The sequence below is a fragment of the Rhodopseudomonas sp. genome (assembly GCF_036404135.1).
GTDB lineage: Bacteria > Pseudomonadota > Alphaproteobacteria > Rhizobiales > Xanthobacteraceae > Rhodopseudomonas_A.
Window position 1 is genome coordinate 1 of record NZ_DASWPE010000098.1, and the last position, 21,884, is coordinate 21,884.

General features: G+C 65.5%; 19 protein-coding genes. 6 read left to right on the forward strand and 13 right to left on the reverse strand.

The genetic code is table 11. The features are described from left to right. The first annotated feature begins 238 nt into the window (after positions 1–238). Positions 239–469 (forward strand): helix-turn-helix transcriptional regulator, encoded by a 231-nt coding sequence (locus tag VGC77_RS11675; RefSeq protein ID WP_331171734.1) that lies wholly within the window; start codon positions 239–241, stop codon positions 467–469. Positions 470–560: 91 nt separating this feature from the next. Here VGC77_RS11675 and VGC77_RS11680 read toward each other — a convergent pair whose 3' ends face one another. The 5 genes from VGC77_RS11680 to VGC77_RS11700 form a co-directional block, all read right to left on the reverse strand. Next, a complete protein-coding gene (locus VGC77_RS11680; protein ID WP_331171735.1) occupies positions 561–1,820 on the reverse strand; it encodes a tyrosine-type recombinase/integrase in 1,260 nt (419 codons plus the stop codon). A 220-nt stretch (positions 1,821–2,040) separates the two neighbouring features. Next, positions 2,041–3,648, reverse strand: a complete 1,608-nt coding sequence (gene guaA / locus VGC77_RS11685; protein ID WP_331171736.1) for a glutamine-hydrolyzing GMP synthase — start codon at positions 3,646–3,648, stop codon at positions 2,041–2,043. Positions 3,649–3,883: 235 nt separating this feature from the next. After that, on the reverse strand, positions 3,884–5,185 hold the full coding sequence (locus VGC77_RS11690; RefSeq protein ID WP_331171737.1) for an RsmB/NOP family class I SAM-dependent RNA methyltransferase: 1,302 nt from the start codon (positions 5,183–5,185) through the stop codon (positions 3,884–3,886). Between the two features lie 36 nt (positions 5,186–5,221). Then, the gene (locus tag VGC77_RS11695) at positions 5,222–5,644 is read right to left on the reverse strand and encodes an MAPEG family protein (protein ID WP_331171738.1); all 423 of its coding nucleotides are present in this window, start codon (positions 5,642–5,644) and stop codon (positions 5,222–5,224) included. 118 nt (positions 5,645–5,762) lie between these two features. Further along, entirely contained in the window at positions 5,763–6,797 is a 1,035-nt protein-coding gene (locus VGC77_RS11700) for an NADP-dependent oxidoreductase (RefSeq protein WP_331171739.1), read from the reverse strand. Positions 6,798–7,175: 378 nt separating this feature from the next. On the opposite strand from VGC77_RS11700, the gene adh reads away from it, so the two are divergent. Next, positions 7,176–8,696, forward strand: coding sequence for an aldehyde dehydrogenase (gene adh / locus VGC77_RS11705; protein WP_331171740.1), 1,521 nt, complete (start codon positions 7,176–7,178; stop codon positions 8,694–8,696). Positions 8,697–9,030: 334 nt separating this feature from the next. Here adh and guaB read toward each other — a convergent pair whose 3' ends face one another. From guaB to VGC77_RS11725, 4 genes are all read right to left on the reverse strand, one after another. Next, positions 9,031–10,524, reverse strand: a complete 1,494-nt coding sequence (guaB, locus tag VGC77_RS11710; protein WP_331171741.1) for an IMP dehydrogenase — start codon at positions 10,522–10,524, stop codon at positions 9,031–9,033. Between the two features lie 272 nt (positions 10,525–10,796). Then, positions 10,797–11,456, reverse strand: a complete 660-nt coding sequence (locus VGC77_RS11715) for a nucleotidyl transferase AbiEii/AbiGii toxin family protein (protein WP_331171742.1) — start codon at positions 11,454–11,456, stop codon at positions 10,797–10,799. Beyond that, positions 11,440–11,766 carry a hypothetical protein gene (locus VGC77_RS11720; protein ID WP_331171743.1) on the reverse strand — a complete coding sequence of 109 codons (327 nt, stop codon included), beginning with the start codon at positions 11,764–11,766 and terminating at the stop codon, positions 11,440–11,442. The genes VGC77_RS11715 and VGC77_RS11720 overlap by 17 nt, the downstream gene beginning before the upstream one ends. Positions 11,767–11,791: 25 nt before the next feature. Then, positions 11,792–12,040, reverse strand: coding sequence for a hypothetical protein (locus VGC77_RS11725; RefSeq protein WP_331171744.1), 249 nt, complete (start codon positions 12,038–12,040; stop codon positions 11,792–11,794). 110 nt (positions 12,041–12,150) lie between these two features. Between VGC77_RS11725 and VGC77_RS11730 the strand changes: the two genes are divergently transcribed. Continuing rightward, on the forward strand, positions 12,151–13,638 hold the full coding sequence (locus tag VGC77_RS11730) for a DHA2 family efflux MFS transporter permease subunit (protein WP_331171745.1): 1,488 nt from the start codon (positions 12,151–12,153) through the stop codon (positions 13,636–13,638). A 7-nt stretch (positions 13,639–13,645) separates the two neighbouring features. On the opposite strand, the gene VGC77_RS11735 is transcribed toward VGC77_RS11730, so the two are convergent. The 3 genes from VGC77_RS11735 to VGC77_RS11745 form a co-directional block, all read right to left on the reverse strand. Further along, positions 13,646–13,828, reverse strand: a complete 183-nt coding sequence (locus VGC77_RS11735; protein WP_331171746.1) for a hypothetical protein — start codon at positions 13,826–13,828, stop codon at positions 13,646–13,648. A gap of 127 nt (positions 13,829–13,955) precedes the next feature. Then, on the reverse strand, positions 13,956–14,672 hold the full coding sequence (locus VGC77_RS11740) for an RlmE family RNA methyltransferase (RefSeq protein ID WP_331171747.1): 717 nt from the start codon (positions 14,670–14,672) through the stop codon (positions 13,956–13,958). Between the two features lie 116 nt (positions 14,673–14,788). After that, positions 14,789–15,886, reverse strand: a complete 1,098-nt coding sequence (locus VGC77_RS11745; RefSeq protein WP_331171748.1) for a Ppx/GppA phosphatase family protein — start codon at positions 15,884–15,886, stop codon at positions 14,789–14,791. Between the two features lie 196 nt (positions 15,887–16,082). Here VGC77_RS11745 and VGC77_RS11750 point away from each other — a divergent pair, with 196 nt between their 5' ends. Continuing rightward, positions 16,083–18,449 carry a xanthine dehydrogenase family protein molybdopterin-binding subunit gene (locus VGC77_RS11750; RefSeq protein WP_331171749.1) on the forward strand — a complete coding sequence of 789 codons (2,367 nt, stop codon included), beginning with the start codon at positions 16,083–16,085 and terminating at the stop codon, positions 18,447–18,449. Positions 18,450–18,645: 196 nt separating this feature from the next. Here the strand turns inward: VGC77_RS11750 and VGC77_RS11755 are convergent, their stop codons facing one another. After that, the gene (locus VGC77_RS11755) at positions 18,646–19,446 is read right to left on the reverse strand and encodes a hypothetical protein (protein WP_331171750.1); all 801 of its coding nucleotides are present in this window, start codon (positions 19,444–19,446) and stop codon (positions 18,646–18,648) included. Positions 19,447–19,561: 115 nt separating this feature from the next. On the opposite strand from VGC77_RS11755, the gene VGC77_RS11760 reads away from it, so the two are divergent. Further along, positions 19,562–20,020, forward strand: coding sequence for a YaiI/YqxD family protein (locus VGC77_RS11760; protein ID WP_331171751.1), 459 nt, complete (start codon positions 19,562–19,564; stop codon positions 20,018–20,020). 32 nt (positions 20,021–20,052) lie between these two features. Continuing rightward, positions 20,053–21,882, forward strand: coding sequence for an ABC-F family ATP-binding cassette domain-containing protein (locus tag VGC77_RS11765; protein ID WP_331171752.1), 1,830 nt, complete (start codon positions 20,053–20,055; stop codon positions 21,880–21,882). The last annotated feature ends 2 nt before the right edge of the window (positions 21,883–21,884 follow it).

Consider the following 21,884-nt stretch of genomic DNA (forward strand, 5'->3'; position numbering starts at 1 on the left):
CCGCAAGCAACAACTCGGCATCGCGTTCGAAACAGGCCGCCGGCTCGGCCAAGAATTGGCATTCACCCACGGCATCGATCTCGGCAGAGGCCGGGGCATCGGAATTTGACCCATCCTATTTTCCGCCGACTCTTCGCCACACTACTACGACCTCTAAATATCTATTGCACAACAACAAATCATCGCTCTGTCTGGTCTCTGCAATCGTCAGAAATACCCGGCAGGAGGCAGCGCAGCCATGCTCGCACCAGACCGTATCGTCCGCATGAAAACCGTTCTCGCCCGCACCGGCCTGTCCCGGTCCACCATCTACCGCAAGATCGCCGAGGGCACGTTCCCGCCTCGGATCAAGATCAGCATCAACGGCGCAGGATGGAAGGAGTCCGACATCGACCGCTGGATCGCCGATCCCGCCGGCTGGCGGCCACCAATGACGACGACCGTCAGAATGGACGCGAGCCGCACGTAGTTCACAGATCGTCGTCCAGTTCGTCGTCGTGGACCTCGGCGGCGCGCTGTTTCGCGTCGGCGATCAACTCCTTCGCGGATTCGCCCTTCACTCAAGCGTCGAGCATATCAGCCCAGCACTGAAGCATGATCTTCCGCTCGGCGAGGTAGCGGTTCACGTTGTAGACGGCCGCGATCCGGTTCCGAGGCGCGTGGGCCAAGCTCATCTCGATCCAACGATCATCGAACTTGGCGCGGTTCAGGCCGGTCGAAAATGTGCGGCGCAGGTCGTGAACACCGAAGCTCTGAAAATCCGGGTCATCCTCGCGGATACGCTCTACCACCGTGTCGATCACGCGGTTGAGCGTGGCGTTGCTGATGGGCGTGTCGCCGTCGTATCGGCCAGGGTGCAGGTATCGGCTGGCGCCGAACATGGTGCGGAACGCCGTCAGAATGTCGAGAGCCTGATCGCTCAGCGGGACGACATGCGCCTTGCCAGCCTTCATGCGCTCGGCCGGGATCGTCCAACGCGCGGCGGCGAAGTCGATTTCCTTCCATGTGGCGTCGATGAACTCCGACTTGCGGACGCCGGTCAGCAGGACAAACTTCACCGCCAAGCGCAACGTGGGCGCCGCCGTCACATGATCCAAAGCCGTCAGGACCGCGCGGACCTCAGACGGCGACAGGGCGCGCTCGCGCGGCTCGAAGGTAGCGATGGCGCTGGTGCGGATCGACTCGGCCGGGTTGCTCACATCCAGCCCACATCCTTGGGCGTGGCGGAACACCAGCAACACGACCTCGCGGACATGCACCGCGACGGCCGGCCCGCGCTTCTCCTTAACCTCGTCGCACAGACGTTTGAGACGCTGCGGCGTCACCTCCCCCAGCTTGAGCTTCGACAACTCTCCTGCGATGGCGCGATCATAGACCGATCGGCGCATCGCCAAGGTGCTGTCGGCCAGTTTCTCGGCTCCCGACTTGGGATCGGCTTTGTGCTTGAAGTAAGCTTCCGCCCATCCGCCGAACGTGAACGCCTCGGCTGACGCGGTGCGCTTTTCCACCTTGGCTTTCGACGGCGACTCACCGCGCTCGACCTGACGCCGGGCGCGCGCCAGCAGTGTCCTCGCCTCCGCAAGCGACACCTCCATTCCGTATTCCAGCGCGTCGGGCGCCCGTGTCAGCTTGCGCGACGCCTCGGCGCTATATCGGCCGATAGTCAACACCTCTTGCCGCCCGTTCACCCGGTACTGATACCGGAATGATATGACCCCGGTCGGCGTGACGGCCGCGTGCATCCCGTCGCGGTCCGTCACCTTGTAGAGCTTGGCCCTCGGCTTCAGGTTTTTAAGTTCTTTATCAGTGAGATCGCCCATAAATCCGCATCCGGTCGGGGGGCGAACGGATACCAACAAAGGGGGTGTTGGTAGCGAAAGCCCGTTTCTCGACCATCCTGCGCCATACCAACATCGCTACCAACAAAGTGGCCGGGCTGGGGTGACATGCAGCGATACGGGGTAGGAAGAAAAATCCTTGTCAGTCAGAGAGATCGTGCGATTTCTGGCACGGAGCGGGATGGTCTGAAACCACCCTAATTCACTCCCACTCGATTGTCCCCGGCGGTTTGCTCGTGATGTCGTACACCACCCGGTTGACGCCCTTGACCTCGTTGATGATCCGCGTCGCGGTGGCGCCGAGGAAACTCATCTCGAACGGGTAGAAGTCCGCGGTCATGCCGTCGGTGGAAGTCACCGCGCGCAGCCCCACGACGTATTCATAGGTGCGGCCGTCGCCCATCACGCCCACGGTCTTGACCGGGAGCAGCACGGCAAACGCCTGCCAGATCTTGTCGTAGAGCCCGGCCTTGCGGATCTGGTCGATATACACCGCATCGGCGTTGCGCAGAATGTCCAGCTTCTCTTCCGTGATCTCGCCGGGGCAGCGGATCGCCAACCCCGGTCCGGGGAACGGGTGGCGGCCGACGAACACTTCGGGAAGACCGAGTTCGCGGCCGAGCACGCGCACCTCGTCCTTGAACAATTCGCGCAACGGCTCGACCAGCTTCATGTTCATGCGTTCGGGCAGGCCGCCGACATTGTGGTGCGACTTGATCGTCACCGACGGGCCGCCGGTGAACGACACGCTTTCGATCACGTCGGGATAGAGCGTCCCCTGCGCCAGGAAATCGGCGCCGCCGATCATCTTGGCCTCGCCTTCGAACACGTTGATGAACAGCCGCCCGATGGTCTTGCGCTTCAATTCCGGATCGCTGACGCCGTCGAGTTCGCCGAGAAACAGTTTGGCGGCGTCGACATGTACCAGCGGGATGTTGTAGTGGTGCCTGAACAGGTCGACGACGGTCTTGCCCTCGTCCTTACGCAACAGGCCGTGATCGACGAACACGCAAGTCAGCTGATTGCCGATCGCTTCATGGATCAGCACCGCGGCGACCGCGCTATCGACGCCGCCGGATAGACCGCAGATCACCTTGCCGGAGCCGACCTGGGCGCGGATCTTGTCGATCGCCTCCTCGCGGAACGCGCGCATGGTCCAGTCGCCCTTCAGCCCCGCGACCTTGCGGACGAAGTTGCGGATCAGCTTGGCGCCGTCCGGGGTATGCACCACCTCGGGGTGGAACTGCATGGCGTAGAATTTGCGCGCGTCGTCGGCGATCACCGAGATCGGCGAGCCGGCAGCCTTGGCGACGCCGCGGAATCCTTCCGGCAATTGGGTGACGCGATCGCCATGGCTCATCCAGACGTCGTAGCGACCACCCTTCTCCCACACACCTTCGAACAGCGCGCAGTCGTCGGTGATCTCGATCTGGGCACGGCCGAATTCGCGGTGGTGACCGCCTTCGACGGTGCCGCCGAGTTGCTTGGTCAGCGTCTGTTCGCCGTAGCAGATGCCGAGGATCGGCACGCCGGCTTCGAGGATCGACAGCGGCGCTTCCGGCGCGCCGTCGTCCAGCACCGAGGCCGGGCCGCCGGACAGGATCACCGCCTTCGGCTGCATCGCGGCGAAGGCTGTTTCGGCCTTGTTGAACGGCACGATCTCGGAATAGACGCCCTCTTCGCGCACCCGGCGCGCGATCAATTGTGTCACCTGGGAGCCGAAATCGACGATCAGGATCTTGTCATGCGCCGCGGCGACATGCGGCGACGGATCGACGGGCGGAGCGGAGGTTGTGCTGGGTGCTGTCATGGCAGGGAATTACGCGATGGGGCGCGCCGTCGCAACCGGGAAAAGGCCTCGCAGGGCACGAAAAGCTGTCGTCCTGAGGTGCGCGCCGGCTTCGGCGCGCCTCGAAGGATGGCGGCGCGGCTATCCCGTGCGAGTGACGCCGTCGCCCTTCGAGGCTCGCGCACCAACCGCGCCATCGCGCGGCCGGCGGCTCGCACCTCAGGGTGACGGCTCTACAGCCCGCCCGCCTCAACCCTCACCCCGCCTTCTTCATCACGCTGACGAAGAACCCGTCGGTGCCGGTGCGCCGCGGCGTCATCAACAGCCCCTGCTCCGACACCAAGGCGGCGGCCAAAAAGTCCTCGGCCTTGTCCCACAGCACCGCAGCGGTCTGCTCCGCAGGCTGCACCGCGAACTCGGGATGCCGCGCCAGAAAGGCCGCGATCTGCCCGGTGTTTTCCTGGCCCAGCACCGAGCAGGTGACATAGGCGATCCGCCCGCCCGACTTGACCAGCGGCACGGCGCGGTCGAGCACCATGGCCTGGTCATTCAGCCGTACTTCGAGGGCGCCCGGCCGCATCCGCCATTTGGCGTCGGGGTTGCGTCGCCAGGTGCCGGTTCCGGTGCACGGCGCGTCGATCAGCACCAGATCGGCGGAACCGCTGATGTCGGTCAAAGTGTCGTTCGGCCCCTTCGGAGTGCGGATGTCGCAATTGTGCACGCCCGCCCGCGACAGTCGCTCGTAGATCGGCGCCAGCTGCCGCTTGTCATGATCCGTCGCGATCAGCCGGCCCTTGCCCTGCATCATCGCCGCCAGCGCCAAGGTCTTGCCGCCGGCGCCGGCGCACAGATCGATCACCTGCTCGCCGGGCTTGGCGCCGGACAGTAGTGCGGCGAGTTGCGAGCCCTCGTCCTGCACCTCGACGGCGCCCTTGATGAAATCCTCCTCGGCGTGAATGCCGGGGTTGCGGGCGTCGGCGCCGAGCTCGATGCGCAGGCCGAGCGGCGACCACGGCGTCGCGGTGGCGCCGAGATGCGCCAATGAGCCCAGCAGCTTGTCGCGCTTGGCCTTCAGCGTGTTGACGCGAAGATCGAGCGGCGCGCGGCTGGCCATCGCGGCAGCCTCGGCGACGCGGTCGTCGCCGAACACCGCGGCCAGTTCGGCGTCGAGCCATTCCGGATAATCGCCGGCGATGTGCGGCGGGGCGTCGTCGAGGTTGCGCGAACTCAGCGCCGCATGCTCCGCCGCGCTGAGCAGTTCCGGGGCAAAACGGCCGCCGTCGCACAGAGCGGCGATCGCCTCGGCGCCGAGCCCACGCTCGAGCTTCAGCATGCCCAGCACCCGCGCCCGCGGCGTGTCGGCGTCCATGATCCAGGCGCTGGAGGCGCGGCGGCGCAGCACGTCCCAGGTCAGGCCTGCGATCGCGGCGCGGTCGCCGGAGCCGGCATAGCGGTGCGCGGTGCCCCATTCCTTCAACGCCTTCGCCGCGGGAACGCGCTGGCTGTCGATCGCGTCGATCATTTCGATGGCTGCGGACAGCCGGGCGGCAGGAGTCATTGCATTCTTTCAAATTCCAGGAAGGCGCGAGCGTTATCAGATCAGCAGCAGGATTCGCAGTGCGAAATAGACCCACATCGCCAACAGCACCAGCGCGCCGGCGATCCACGCGCTGGAGCGCTGGCCGAGGTCGTTGGAGCTGACGAAAATCCCGGCATGGGCAAAACGCGTCACCACGAACACCCAGGACAGCAGCACCAGCACCAGATCGATCCGCCGCAGCGGCAGCCCGATCGCGATCAGCGCGTAGAACAACAGCGGCAGTTCGAACTGGTTGGCGTAGCAATTGCCGAGCTTGGTGGCACGCTCCGGCCAGTTCGGCTGACCGAGCGCGATATCGCGGATCTTGGTTTCGCGCGACACCAGCGCGCGGCGCCGCTCCCAGACCATTCCCAACAGCAACGCGAAGCTCAAGCCGACCAGCACGAACACCGGCAAAAGCACCATCTGAACCGTCATGCAACCTCCCGTCGCGGTTGTGTCGTAACGGGCTCCGCTATAGCGAGGGCGTCCGCGGATGACAATCATCCGCGGCGCACCTTGCGAAAAGGCGGGTGCAACGCGCGCGCGGCGCGGCTTAGCTGTTGTCCGGCCCGACCCGCACCAGTTGCTTGCCGAAATTGGCGCCCTTCAACAGCCCGATGAAGGCTTGCGGCGCGCTCGCCAGCCCGTCGGTGACGAATTCGCGGTGCTTGATCTTGCCCTCGCGCAGCCAGTGCGACATGTCGCGCAGGAAGTCGCCATGCAATGCTGCGAAATCCGTCACGATGAAGCCGCGGAAATTCAGCCGCTTCACCAGGATCGCGCGCATCATCGCATTGGCCCATTTCGGCGTCGGCGTCTGCGCGTCGTAGATGGTGTTGTAGTCGGCGATCAGGCCGCACACCGGGATCCGCGCGAATGGATTGAGCCGCGGAAACACCGCCTCGAACACCGCGCCGCCGACATTTTCGAAATACACGTCGATGCCTTTCGGACACGCCTCTTTCAGCCTGGCGGCAAGATCCGGCTCGCGGTGATCGAGACAGGCGTCGAAGCCAAGTTCGTTGACGACGTAGTCGCACTTCTCCTTGCCGCCGGCGATGCCGATCGCATGCGCGCCCTTGATCCTGGCGATCTGGCCGACCGCGGAGCCCACCGCCCCCGACGCCGCGGCGACCACCACGGTTTCGCCGGGCTTCGGCTTGCCGATTTCCAGGAGCCCGGTGTAAGCGGTCATGCCGGGCATGCCGAGCACGCCCACCGCGGTCGAGATCGGCGCCAGCCTGGGATCGACCTTGCGCAGCCCCTTCCCGTCCAACACCGCGTGGCTCTGCCAGCCGGAATGCGCCAGCACGAAATCACCCTTGGCAAAACCCGGATGGTGCGAGGCGATCACCTCGGCCACGGTGGCGCCTTCCATCACGCCGTCGACCGGCACCGGCGCCGCATAGGACGGCCCGTCGCTCATCCGGCCGCGCATATAGGGATCGAGCGACAGATAGATGGTGCGCAGCAAAACCTGACCATCGCCCGGGGCGGGCACCGGAAATTCCTCGAAACGGAAATTTTCCGGCGTCGGCTCGCCGACCGGGCGGGAGGCCAGCACGATGCGGGAGGCGGAGTGTGTCATGACGGTTTCCTCGGTTTTTGTTTTGGCGAGCACTGTCTAACCGAGGATCGCGGCGAATAGCTATTCGGCCGCGCCGGGCCGGCCGGGCGTGCGGTCTGCGCCCCAGACCGCAGCCGCGCCTCACCCCGACACCGACGAAATCCGTTATAGCCAGAAGAATATATCGTTGACGGCCACCGCAAGCCGGCACACACTTCATGGTAGCATTGCGACCGGCCCACAAGAGCCGGCGCAGCGCCTTCGGCGCCGCCCGCGCGGCCGCGCTGAGGATCACGCCGTCGTGCGGTGGGCCGACGCGCATTCAACGCTGCCTTTCGACAATCAACCAGCCAGCAATCAAACCAACGCGCCGAACGGCGCACAACAGGGACGAACGCCATGTATCAGCAAGCCTTGGACAAGGTTTCCGCGCAGCTCCTGATCCGCGACCGCTACGACAATTTCATCGGCGGGCAATGGGTCGCGCCGGTCGAAGGCCGTTACTTCGACAATCCGAGCCCGATCACCGGCAAGAAACTCTGCGAAGTGCCGCGCTCCTCCGCGGCCGACATCGAACTGGCACTCGACGCCGCGCACAAGGCCCGCGAGGCCTGGGGCAAGACCCCGGTGCAGGACCGCTCGCGGCTCCTCAACAAGATCGCCGACCGGCTGGAATCCAATCTCGACCTGCTGGCGCTGGTGGAGACGCTCGACAACGGCAAGCCGATCCGCGAAACCACCCATGCCGACATGCCGCTGGTGATCGATCACTGGCGCTACTTCGCCAGCGTGTTGCGGGCGCAGGAAGGCGCGATCTCGGAGATCGACGCCGACACCGTGGCTTATCACTTCCAGGAGCCGCTCGGCGTGGTCGGCCAGATCATTCCGTGGAATTTCCCGATCCTGATGGCGACCTGGAAGCTGGCGCCGGCGCTGGCCGCCGGCAATTGCGTGGTGCTGAAGCCCGCCGAGCAGACCCCGCTCGGCATTCTGGTGGTGATGGAATTGATCGCCGACCTGCTGCCGCCCGGCGTCGTCAACGTCGTCAACGGCTTCGGCATCGAAACCGGCAAGCCCCTGGCGCAGAGCAAGCGGATCGCCAAGATCGCCTTCACCGGCGAAACCTCGACCGGGCGGCTGATCATGCAATATGCCTCCGAGAATATCATCCCGGTAACGCTGGAGCTCGGCGGCAAATCACCCAACATCTTCTTCGCCGACGTGCTCGATCACGACGACGACTTCCTCGACAAGGCGCTGGAAGGCTTCACCATGTTCGCGCTGAACCAGGGCGAGGTCTGCACCTGCCCGAGCCGCGCCTTGGTGCAGGAATCGATCTATGAGCGCTTCATCGAGCGCGCGGTGGAGCGCACCAAAAAGATCAAGCAGGGCCACCCGCTCGACCCATCGACCATGATCGGCGCCCAGGCTTCCACGGAACAGCTCGACAAGATCTTGTCCTATTTCGAGATCGGGCGGCAGGAAGGCGCCACCGTGCTAACCGGCGGCAAGCGCGCGCAGCTCGAGGGCGAGATCGCCGAGGGCTATTACATCGAGCCGACGATCTTCGCCGGCAACAACAAGATGCGGGTGTTCCAGGAAGAAATCTTCGGCCCGGTGGTGTCGGTGACCACCTTCAAGAACGAAGAGGACGCGCTCGCCATCGCCAACGACACGTTGTACGGGCTGGGCGCCGGGCTGTGGACCCGCAACGGCAACCGCGCTTACCGGATGGGTCGCGCCATCCATGCGGGGCGGGTCTGGACCAATTGCTACCACGCCTATCCGGCGCACGCCGCGTTCGGTGGTTACAAGCAATCCGGCATCGGCCGCGAAAACCACAAGATGATGCTGGATCACTACCAGAGCACGAAGAACATTTTGGTCAGCTACTCGGCCAAGGCGCTAGGGTTCTTCTAGGGCCTTTGCTCGAACCTGTCCGCTCGTTTGATGGGCTGCGAAGGCTTGATAAAGCGGCGGTCATTCCGGGGCGTGAGAGCGCAAGCTCGAGCGAACCCGGAATCTCGCTACAAGCCGGACGCTGCACCAGCCGAAAGACTCCGCGTGCGCTCGCAAGGGCTCGCGCCTTGGAATGACGGCCTGCTGATTGTGATGCCTATCGGCTCGACCGACAGGTCGCGAGTTCGCATTGTCACCCAAGACGACACAGGCGCGGGTTACCCCGCGCCTGCTGTCTCAAAGTGCTTTCGAAGCCGCGTTTTCGTCGCACGGCGAACTCAAATGCACGAAAACCTCACACCCCGCCCGGATAGTTCGGGCTTTCGCGGGTGATGGTGACGTCGTGGACATGGCTCTCGCGCAGGCCCGCGCCGGTGATGCGGACGAACTGCGCCTTGTTGTGAAACTCGGTAATGTCTTTCGCACCGACATAGCCCATCGCGGCGCGCAGGCCACCGGCGAGTTGATGCACTACATTGCCGACCGGGCCCTTGTACGGCACCTGGCCCTCGATGCCTTCCGGCACCAGCTTCAAGGTATCCTTGATGTCCTGCTGGAAGTAGCGGTCGGCGGAGCCGCGCGCCATCGCGCCGACCGAGCCCATGCCGCGATAGGCTTTGTAGGACCGGCCCTGCCACAAGAACACTTCACCCGGCGTCTCGTCGGTGCCGGCGAGCAGCGAGCCGACCATCGCGATGTCGGCGCCGGCGGCCAGCGCCTTGGCGAGGTCGCCGGAATATTTGATGCCGCCGTCGGCGATCACCGGCACGTTGGCCTTCTTCGCCGCTTCGACCGCGTCCATGATCGCGGTGAGCTGCGGCACGCCGACGCCGGCGACGATCCGCGTGGTGCAGATCGAGCCCGGGCCGATGCCGACCTTGATGGCGTCGGCGCCGGCGTCGATCAACGCCTGGGCGCCTTCCTGGGTGGCGATGTTGCCGGCGATCACCTGCACCGCGTTGGACAGCCGCTTGATACGGTTGACCGCGTCGAGCACCCGCGAGGAATGGCCGTGCGCGGTGTCGACCACGATGACGTCGACGCCGGCGTCGATCAGCGCCGCGGTGCGCTCGAAGCCGCCCTCGCCGACCGTGGTGGCGGCGGCGACGCGCAAGCGGCCCTGCGCGTCCTTGCTGGCCAAGGGATGCGCGACCGCCTTTTCCATGTCCTTGACGGTGATCAGGCCGACGCAGCGATACTGATCGTCGACCACCAGCAGCTTCTCGATGCGATGCTGATGCAGCATCTTCTTGGCTTCGGCCTGACTGACGCCCTCGCGCACCGTGACCAGATTCTCGTGGGTCATCAGTTCGGAGATCTTTTGGTTCGGATCGGTAGCGAAGCGCACGTCACGGTTGGTGAGAATGCCGACCAGCTTGCCGGGCACCCCCTTCGAGGCGCCGGTGACCACCGGAATGCCGGAGAAGCCGTGTGCGGTCATCTCTGCCAGCGCTTCGCCGAGCAGCGCATCCGGGCCGATGGTCAACGGGTTCACCACCATGCCGGACTCGAACTTCTTGACCTGGCGGACCTGGGCGGCCTGGCCGTCGACGTCGAAATTGCGGTGGATCACGCCGATGCCGCCGGCCTGCGCCATCGCGATCGCCATCCGCGCCTCGGTCACGGTGTCCATCGCCGAGGCGATGATCGGGATGTTGAGCGGAATGGCGCGGGTGACGAACGAACGGATGTCAGCCTCGGACGGCAGAATGTCGGACAATCCTGGCTTCAGCAGCACGTCATCGAACGTGTACGCTTCGCGAAAACCAGATCCTTGCACAAACGCCATTGCCAACTCCGTTCAGCGGCCGATTTGCCGCGCTGGAACCTTGAGGATGAAAAGCCCAAACGGCGACGCCATCGGCATCGCCGTCGAATCGAGCCCATCGGTGGGGTTGGCGGTGGTCGTTAGCATGATGCCGCCGGGATTCAAAGGATTTGTGCCGATTATCCCGGCTTCGTGAGCGATTTCGGGATTCCGCAGATCGGCGAGACATCCAAGGCCAATGCAGGGCCGCAGGTTCGGTGCAGAACCGCGGCCATCATTCAGCTTAAAAATTGTCAGGCGAGCGAGCCCATGGCGATCGCCACGTCAGGGATTTCCGTGACCCGGTCCCGCGCGGTGCGCAGCAAGTCGCGATCAGCCTTCGGCAGCGACGGCACATCGCCGTCTTCGAAAAAGCCCAGCGCTCTCAAGGGAAGACCGGCATCCCTGCAATAAATCTTGGCGAAGCCCCCAAGCCCCCTTTGCAGCGAGACGCCGGCGGAAAGCATTGCCGAGATGTCGCGATAGTCCTTGGCCTCAGCGCGGTCCAAAATCGCCTTCAGCTTGGTCGCCAGCAGGTCTTCGAGTGAAGCCACCAGCATCGTGGCGTCGCGGGTCTGCAGCGGCGGATTGATTCGGCCAATTGCGAGACCGCCAAAGAACGACAGCTTCACCGGACCCGACGGCATCGCAACGGTCACGACCAACGTGTTGATCGCCTCCTGAACGACGATTGCATCGTCCATGAACGCAAACGCGGCTTCGACTTCGTCCTTGCCGAGCGGCTTGGACCTGAAGAAGTCGAAATCGATCGACTGACGATGCCCGAGATGTAAAGCGATCGCCGTTCCACCATAAAGCACGAACGCCAGCCGCGACGCCGGCTCCAGCAGCGGCCATATCTCTTGCTGAGCCGGGGGCAGGATCTTGGTCCTGGGCTCAAAAAGCTCCGGCATTGAAGCTTCGCTGCGGCGGCTCGTCGGGAATGGCGCGGCCGGTCGCAAGCGACAGACGTCCCCGCCAAAATTCCCAGGACCGCCGGTCGAACCAGCCCGGCTCAGCCTGCAGCATCGCGTCGCGCAAATGCTCCGGCCCAAGCGTCGTTTCCAACCGCCGCACCTCGTCGAACGAGGCCAGGCACATCGCCTGCGCCAGGATTCTCGCATCGGAGCGGGGTTCGGACGTCACAGGCTCCCACCAGAAAAACTTGCTCTGCAGTTCGGCAGCAAGCTCAGGCGGAAGGCGGACGACGGTCGCGGTTGTCATCGCTGCAGACTAGCACAACAGTCGCTCAGCGCGAATAGCCGGGCGGCGGGCCGTGCTGGCGGATCGCCTCGACCACTTCGCGATGCATGCGCTTTTCGCGCTCCATCCGCACCGCGATCAAGGCATGCGCCGAGGGCACCAACAGCAGCGGGTGGAACACCAGCCCGAGCACCAGGCAGACCACCAGCAGCAACAGGTTGAACACCGCCGAGATCGGCTGGCCGTTGAGCAGCAGGCCGAGCGGCGGCAACACAGCGGCGAGAAGATAGATCATCGGCGGAACCTCCCAGTGGTCACGCAGGATTTAGGTGCTGCCCGGCTTTGCGCAAGTGTGACGGAATGCTACAGCGCAGATCCTGCCGCTCAAGTCCAGCCAAAGACCGGATGACCAAGGAACGCCTGATCCCGCTCATCGTGGCCGCCGCCCTGTTCATGGAAAACATGGACGCCACGGTGATCGCGACCTCGCTGCCGGCGATCGCCGCCGACATCGGCACGTCGCCGCTGACGCTGAAGCTGGCGATCACCTCCTATCTGTTGTCGCTGGCGGTGTTCATCCCCGCCTCCGGCTGGACCGCCGACCGCTTCGGCGCCCGCGCGGTGTTCTCGGTCGCGATCGGCGTGTTCATGGTCGGCTCGATCGGCTGCGCGCTGTCGAGCTCATTGACCGATTTCGTGATCGCGCGGATCTTGCAGGGCATCGGCGGCGCGATGATGACCCCGGTCGGGCGATTGGTGCTGCTGCGCTCGATCGACAAGAGCGCGCTGGTCGGCGCGATGGCGTGGATGACGATTCCGGCGCTGGTCGGGCCGGTGATCGGCCCGCCGCTCGGCGGCTTCATCACCACCTATTTCTCCTGGCACTGGATCTTCCTGATCAACATTCCGATTGGCCTCGTCGGCATCTTCATGGCGCAGCGCTACATCGACCCGATCCGCAGCGACCACCCGGAGCGCTTCGATCTGATCGGGCTGGTGCTGGCCGGCGTCGGGCTCGCCGGCATCGCCTTCGGGCTGTCGGTGGCCGGGCTCAATCTGTTGCCCTGGCCAGTCGTCCTGGGGTTGATCGGGATCGGCTGCATCTCGATGACGCTGTATGTGATCCACGCCCGCCGCACCGCCTCCCCGGTGCTGGATTTCACGCTGCTGCGGCTGGCCACGCTGCGCGCCAGCCTGATCGGCGGGTTTCTGTTCCGGCTCGGCATCGGCGCGCTGCCGTTCCTGCTGCCCTTATTGATGCAGATCGGCTTCGGCCTCAGCCCGTTCCAGTCCGGCCTGGTGACCTTCGCCTCCTCGGCTGGCGCGATGGGCATGAAGGCGCTGGCGGCGCGGATCATCAAGACCTTCGGCTTCCGCAACATCACGACGGTCAACGCCGTAGTCAGTTCGGTGTTTCTCGCCGCCTGCGCGCTGTTCACGCAAGCGACGCCGCTGCTCTTGATCATGATCATCCTGTTGGTCGGCGGCTTCTTCCGCTCGCTGCAATTCACCGCGATCAACACCGTGGCCTATGCCGAGGTCGAGACCGCGCAGATGAGCCGCGCCACCACGCTGGCCAGCGTCAACCAGCAACTGGCGATTTCGGCGGGCGTCGCGGTCGGCGCGTTGTGCGTGGAATCCACCATGGCGTGGCGCCACATGAGCGTGCTCACCGCCGACGACTTCGCCCCGGCCTTCATCGTGGTGTCGATGCTGTCAGCGCTGTCGGCGTATTTCTTCTGGCAGATGCCGGACGACGCCGGTCACGAAATTTCAGGCCGCAAGGCGATCGAGATGTCGAGCCGCAAGGGCGCGGAAAAGGCCGCCGCCAAGACCGCGGTCAAGACCGGCAGCGAAGCCACCGAGGACGCCCGCGATCAACGGCTCGGCTAACTAATATCTAGGAATTGGAGCGGCGGCCCGCTCCGTCACGGCGCAGGTTTTCGCAGCGGACCACCATCTGCACGGTGCTGCCGCACCCTGCACAGACATATTCCCGCAGCTCATAGCCCTTGATCAGGTGACGGCCGCGAAACAATTCGCGCGGGACGTCACACAGCGAGCAGGTCGAAATGGGGGGCATTCGCGCCACCGAATCAATGAACGATACCGGACATTAGCCGCCGGCCGGATTTTTCCGACGTAGGTAAATACCGTGATGAAAATGAAGGCAGTCGCCGCGCCGCTCCCCCGCCGCCAGTTCGCTGCGGTCAGGATGCCGCGGCCGGCTCGTTGTCGCCCTGCATCGTCGGCACGCCGCGGAACCCGATCGCCAGCACATAGCGCTCCGAGGAATCCTTGCGGCTCGACGCCGGCTTGACGTGCTTGACGGTGGCGAAGTCGCGCTTCAGCTGCGTCACCAGCGTGGCGTCGGCACCGCTCTGGAACACCTTGGCGACGAAGGTGCCGCCGGGCTTCAGCACGTCGCAGGCAAAAGCCGCGGCGTCCTCGACCAGGCCAACGATGCGCAACTGATCGGTCTTGCGGTGGCCGGTGGTGTTGGCCGCCATGTCGGACAGCACCACGTCGACCTTGCCGCCGATCATCGACAGCAGCTTGGCCGGCGCCTCGGCGTGCAGGAAATCCAGCTGGGCGAACTCCACCCCGACGATTTCCGGCATCTCCAGCAGGTCGATCGCCACCACCTTGCCGCGGCCGTCGGCGGCGCCGACCCGCTTGGCGGCGATCTGGCTCCAACCGCCGGGGGCGGCGCCGAGATCGACCACCGCGCTGCCCGGCTTGAGGAAATGATATTTGTCGTCGATCTCGATCAGTTTGTAGGCGGCGCGCGAGCGCAGCCCGTCGCGCTTGGCCTGCGCCACGTAAGGATCGTTGAGCTGGCGCTCGAGCCAGAGCTTCGACGACAGTTTCAGCCTGCCGGCGCTCTTGACGGTGACGCGCAGGCGCCCGGTGGTGTCTTTGGCCATTTGTCTGTCTCGAAGGTTGCGGCTGCAGCTGCGAGATGCAGCATAATCTGTTCCGAACACCGTCAATCCAGCTTTCGGGATCATGCTCTTAGCATGCGGCGGCGCCGAACGGGGCCTCAAGCCGGCCGCAGCGCGCCGTCCTGCCGCATCATTTCCACCAGCATGCCCTCGCGCAGACCGCGATCCGCCACCCGCAGCCGCGGCAAGGGAAACGCGGCGCGAATCGCGTCGAGGATGGCGCAGCCGGCCAGCACCAGGTCGGCGCGTTCCACCCCGATGCAGCTATTGCTGGCGCGGTCGTGATAGCTCATGCCGTGCAGCTTGGCGATGGTCTCGGTCAGTTCGGCGTCGCTGAGCCAGACCCCATCGACCCGCCGGCGGTCGTAACGCGCCAGATCGAGGTGGATGCCGGCCAGCGTCGTCACCGTACCCGAGGTGCCGAGCAGGTGCATCCCGGACAGGTCGCCGCCCAGCCTGGCCGCGAACGGCCCGACATGGACCGCCACCGCCTGCACCATCGCCGCGTAACTGTCCTCGCTGACCACCTTGCCGCCGAACCGCTCGGCCAGCGTCACCACGCCGAGCGGGATCGACATCCAGGCCTTCATCCGCGGCGCCAGCTCCGGCCGCGCCGGATCGCGCTCGATCCACACCAGTTCTGAGGAGCCGCCGCCGATATCGAACAGGATCGCGCCGCGGCCGTGCGGATCGAGCAGCGGCGAACAGCCGAGCACCGCAAGCCGCGCCTCGGTCTCGCGGTCGATCACCTCGAGCCGGATGCCGGTGCCATGCGCCACCCGGTCCAGAAACTCGTCGGCATTGGCGGCGGCGCGGCAGGCTTCTGTAGCGATCAGCCGCCGCCGATTGGCCCTGCGGGCGTGGATCTTGTCGCTGCACACCGAAAGCGCCGAGATCGCCCGGCCGATCGCCGCCTCGCCGATCCGGCCACTCGCCGCCATGCCCTCGCCGAGCCGGATGATCCGCGAGAACGAATCGATCACGCGAAAGCCGTCGCCGGTCGGCCGCGCGATCAACAGCCGGCAATTGTTGGTGCCGAGGTCGATCGCGGCATACACCCCGTCATGGCCGTGCGCCGCCTCGGCGAGGCGCGCGGCATCGGCCGGTTCGACCGCCGGGCCGCCTGCCACCACGCTCACAGCTTGCGGGTCCTCGCGCGGCTCCAGGCCGTCGCGAAGCCGCGTGTCGTCCGTCATATAATTCGTCTTTCCGCGACCCTGGGGGGCCAGCGAGGAAACCATTCACGGAAAGTTTAGCAGCGCATCGGCGCGGCGCAAGGCATCGCGCAGGCCGCATGCCCAATCATGCGTTGTCGCAACCCGGCCGCGGCCTTATCTCGATAACGCGCTTTTCCCGACATTGCGACCCCGGTCGCCGGCTGATGGATCCGCCATGCAAGATCAGGTGTCCCCGCGCGACAACGCCGTCGCGGTGCAACGATTTGGCGTCGGCCAGCCGGTGCGTCGAAAGGAAGACGACACCCTGCTCCGCGGCAACGGCCGCTACACCGACGACCTGCAGGCGCCCGGCCAGGCCTATGCCTGGATGCTGCGCAGCAACCACGCCCATGGCGTAATCCGCGGCATCGACGCCAGCGCGGCCCGGGCGATGCCCGGCGTGCTCGGAATCTGGACCGGGGCCGACCTCGCGGCGGCCGACTATGCTCCGTTCAGCTGCGCCTTGCCGTTGCAGAACCGCGATGGCTCGCCGTTGCGACAGACCCCACGCACCGCGCTGATGACCGACAAGGTGCGCTATGTCGGCGATCCGGTGGCGATCGTGGTCGCCGAGACGCTGCTGCAGGCGCGCGACGCCGCCGAGGCGATCGAGCTCGACATCGAACCTTTGCCGGCGGTAACCAGCGCCGAGGACGCCGCCAAACCCGGCGCGCCGCAGCTCTACGATCACATCCCCGACAATGTGGCGCTGGACTATCACTATGGCGACACTGACGCGGTGGATGCTGCCTTTGCCGCCGCGGCGCATGTCACCAAGCTCGACATCGAAAACACCCGCGTCGCGGTGGTGGCGATGGAGCCGCGCAGCGCGCTCGCCTGCTACGATGCGGCCAGCGAACGCTACACCATCCAGCTGCCGACCCAGGGCGTGGCCGGCAACCGCGCCGCGCTGGCGAAATTGCTGAAGGTGCCGCACGACAAGGTGCATCTAATAACCGGCCAGGTCGGCGGTTCGTTCGGCATGAAGAACGTCAATTATCCGGAATATATCTGCATCCTGCACGCCGCCAAGGCGCTGGGCCGGCCGGTGAAATGGACCGACGAGCGCTCCGGCAGTTTCCTGTCCGACAGCCACGGTCGCGCCCAGCAGATCCACGCCGAACTGGCGCTCGATGCCGACGGCAATTTCCTCGCGGTGCGGATTTCCGGCCACGGCAATCTCGGCGCCTATATCACCGGGGTGTCGCCCTCTCCGTTGTCGCTCAACACCGGCAAGAATCTCTCCAGCGTGTATCGCACGCCGCTGCACAGCGTCGACATCAAATGCGTCTTGACCAACACCACGCTGATGGGCGCCTATCGCGGCGCCGGCCGGCCCGAGGCCAACTACTTCATGGAGCGGCTAATCGACCGCGCCGCCGAGGAAATGCGGATCGACCGCCTCGCCTTGCGCAGGCGCAACTTCATCAAGCCGTCGCAGCTGCCGTTCAAGGCCTCCTCCGGCATGACCTATGACAGCGGCGATTTTCTCGGCGTGTTCAACAAGGCGCTGCAATTGTCCGACTTTGCCGGCTTCGCCAAGCGCAAGCGCGACAGCAAGAAGCGCGGCAAGCTGCGCGGCATCGCCATCGGCTCCTATCTCGAAGTCACCGCCCCGCCAAGCCCCGAACTCGGCAAGATCGTGTTCGAGCCGGACGGCGGCGTCAGGCTGATCACCGGCACGCTGGATTACGGCCAGGGCCACGCCACGCCGTTCGCGCAGGTGCTGGCCTCGCAGCTCGGCGTGCCGTTCGAGCGGGTGACGCTGCAGCAGAACGACAGCGACGTGGTGCATTCCGGCAGCGGCACCGGCGGCTCGCGCTCGATCACCGCCACCGGCATGGCGATCGTGGAATCCGCGAAGCTGGTGATCGCCAAGGGCAAGATCGCAGCGGCGCATCTGCTGGAAACCTCGGACGCCGACATCGAATTCGACGCCGGCCGCTTCACCGTGGTCGGCACCGACCGCGGTATCGACATCCTCGAACTGGCGCAACGGCTGCGCGGTGCCGAATTGCCCGACGGCGTGCCGTCCTCGCTCGACGTCGACCACACGGTGAAGGAGATCCCCTCGACCTTTCCCAATGGCTGTCACGTCGCCGAGGTGGAGATCGATCCCGACACCGGCGTGACCTGCGTGGTCGGCTATACCGGGGTCAATGATTTTGGCACCGTCGTCAATCCGATGATCGTCGCCGGACAATTGCACGGCGGCGTCGCCCAAGGCATCGGCCAGGCGCTGATGGAGAAGGTCAGCTACGACGATAGCGGCCAGCCGATCACCGGCTCGCTGATGGACTACGCGATGCCGCGCGCCGAGGATATTCCGCTGATGACGATCGGCGATCATCCGACCTTTGCCAAGTCCAATCCGCTCGGCACCAAGGGCTGCGGCGAAGCCGGTTGCGCCGGCAGCCTCGCAACGCTGGTCAACGCGGTGCTCGACGCGTTGTCCGCTTACGGCATCGCGCATCTCGACATGCCGCTGACCTCGGAGCGGGTGTGGCGCGCGATCCAGGACGCGAAGACAAAAGCCGCCTGAGAAGCCATCCGCGTCGCAACGCAACCAACCTGACAGGACCAGTGCAACTTCTCCACGCGTCGTCCCTGCGCAGGGACCCATCACCCCTGGCGTTGCGATGAATCGATCATGCGCCCTACAAACCAGCCACTCCGCGCCGTATGGGTCCCTGCGCAGGGACGACGCGTTGGGGCGCACAAACGAATGCGGCGCTGGGTTACGCCGCGGCCTTGGCGCGCGGCTGATAGATCGCCACGTGATGGCAATGCGCGACGGCGGTGTCGCCGCCCGCCACGATCAACGCGTCGAGTTCGACGAGGCGATGGCCCTTCTTCTCGTAATTGCCGGTGATCTTGGCCCGCGCGGTGAGCTGATCGGCCGGGCGCGCCGGATGCAGCAATTGCATCTCGCTGCCGACATGCATCCAGGCGCCGAGCAGCGCATTCTCGATCAGCACCCGGTTCATGATCCGCTGCAGCACGCCGGGATGCAGCAGGCCCGCGGCCTGGTAGATCGGATCGGTTTCGCGCACCTCGGCGAGGTAACCGATCGCCGCATCGCCGGCCCAGCATTGCGGCGCGGTGCCGAGCCATTTGCCGAGCTCGTAGGAACTGGAATCCACCGGGCGGCGGATCGTCACCGGCGGCACCGCGCGGAAATGGCCGAGCCGCGCCGGCGGCGCGGAGTCCGGCAGCGACGCGGCGCCGGTGGCGCAGAGTTCGCCGCGGCTTTCCACCCGGATCGCGATGCCCTCGCCGTCCGGTTCGGCGGTGAGATCGACATTTTCGCCGTCATAGACCGGCTTGTGGAACCGGGCCTCGATCAGCCCGCGTTCCAGAAACGCCCGGCCCCATCGCGCTACCGGCAGATGCGTCATATAGGCCAGCACGTCGACCCCGGGCACCAGTCCGCCGCTGAACCCGAAGCGCCGCGCCACGCTGTCGTCATGCAGCTTGTTGTCCGACTGCTTGGCGCTGGTGTGGGCGATCACGCGATAGGGTTCGGGCAAAACGGTCATCATTCCCCGCAAAGCTGCAAAAGTTGTTGATTGGCACCTAAGATGGTACGCCTCGGCGCAGCCGCGGCAAAGCCGCGGGTGAGCACCCCAGCCCCGCGACTACAGAAGGCCCCGCTTGAGCCAGACCCGCATCTATGTCGACGCCGACGCCTGCCCGGTAAAGGACGAAATCTACAAGGTCGCCGCGCGCCATGGCCTGCCGGTCAGCGTGGTCGCAGGGAACCTGATCCGCGTGCCGCAAGACCCCTCGATCGAGCGGATCGCCGCCGGGCCGGGGATGGACGCCGCCGACGACTGGATTGCGCAACGCGCCGGCCCGGGCGATATTGTCGTGACGTCGGACGTGCCGTTGGCCAGCCGCTGCGTCAAGCGCGGCGCCGAAGTACTGGCGCCGAATGGCAAGCCGTTCAGCGAGGCCTCGATCGGCATGACGCTGGCGGTACGCAATCTGATGACCGATCTGCGCTCGGCGGGCGAAGTCACCGGCGGGCCGCGCGGCTTCAGCCCGCGTGACCGCTCCGCCTTCCTGTCCGCGCTGGATACCGCGATCCGCCGCATCCAACGCCGCAACTAATCCGCGTAACATTCTGTTTGAATTGAGAGACCATGGCGCCTCCGCTGATCCAATTGAAAGATATCGCGCTCACCTTTGGCGGCACCCCGCTGCTCAGCGGGGTGGAACTGGCGGTGTCCGCCGGAGAGCGGGTCTGCCTGATCGGGCGCAACGGCTCCGGCAAATCGACGCTTTTGAAGATCGTCGCCGGGCTGGTGCAGCCGGATCGCGGTAGCCGCTTCGTGCAGCCCGGCGCCACCATCCGCTATCTGCCGCAGGAGCCGGACTTTTCCGGCTTCAGCACGACGCTGGCCTATGTCGAGGCCGGGCTGCATGGCGGCGACCACCACTATCAGGCCGCCTATCTGTTGGAGCAGCTCGGGCTGCATGGCGACGAAGACCCCAGCAAACTGTCCGGCGGCGAGGCCCGCCGCACCGCGCTGGCGCGGATGCTGGCGCCAGATCCCGACATCCTGCTGCTCGACGAGCCGACCAACCATCTCGACCTCACCACCATCGAATGGCTGGAAGCCGACCTCGCCGCCCGGCGTTGCGCGCTGGTGATCATCAGCCATGACCGCCGCTTCCTGACCAACCTGTCGCGCTCGACCGCCTGGCTCGACCGCGGCCAGATCCGCCAGATCGACCGCGGCTTCGCCGATTTCGAGCAATGGCGCGACGACGTCCTGGCCGAAGAGGAGCGCGACCAGCACAAGCTCGACCGCAAGATCGTCGCCGAGGAGCATTGGCTGCGCTACGGCGTCTCCGGCCGCAGGAAGCGCAACGTCAAGCGGCTCGGCAATCTGTTCGAGCTGCGCCAGCAGCGCCGCGACTATCGCGGCGCCGCGGGCTCCGCCAACCTCAATGCCGCGGAAGCCGAGAAGTCCGGCAAGCTGATCATCGAGGCCAAGGGCATCGGCCGGGTCTATGACGGCCGCACGATCATCGACGACTTCTCGATCCGGGTGCAGCGCGGCGACCGCATCGGCATCGTCGGCCCCAACGGCGCCGGCAAGACCACGCTGATCAACATGCTGACCGGCGCGGCGCCACCGGATTCCGGCACGATCCGGTTCGGCGTCAATATCGAGATGGCGACGCTGGACCAGGGCCGCGAAAGCCTCGATCCGAAATCGACGCTGGCCGAAGCCCTGACCGGCGGCCGCGGCGACAGCGTGATGGTCAACGGCAAGCCGAAGCACGTGGTCAGCTACATGAAGGACTTCCTGTTCGCGCAGGAGCAGATGCGCACGCCGCTGGAAGTTCTCTCCGGCGGCGAACGCGGCCGGGTGATGCTGGCGCGGTCGCTGGCCAAGCCGTCCAATCTTCTGGTGCTCGACGAGCCGACCAACGACCTCGATCTGGAAACCCTCGACGTGCTGGAGGAAATGCTCGGCGACTATGAGGGCACCGTGATCCTGGTCAGCCATGACCGCGATTTCCTCGATCGCGTGGTGACCTCGGTAATTGCGCCGGAAGGCGCCGGCCGCTGGATCGAATATGCCGGCGGCTATTCCGACATGCTGAAGCAGCGCGGCGCCGATCTGACCCGCGCCGCGGTCAAGGCGGTGGAGACCGCCAAGGCCGACAACGCCAAGGACGCCGCCGCGCGGGGCGACCAGCCTGCGGCAAATGCGGCGAAGCGCAAGCTCAATTTCAAGGAAAAGCACGCGCTCGACACGCTGCCGAAGACCATCGCCAAATTGCAGGCCGAGATCGCCAAGCAGCACCGCTTTCTCGACGATCCCAATCTGTATGCCAAGGACCGCAAGAAATTCGACACCGCCTCCGCGGCGCTGTCCGCCGCGCAGAAAGAGCTGCAGATCGCCGAGGATCAGTGGCTGGAACTGGAGCTGTTGCGCGAGGAAATCGAAAGCGCGTGAGC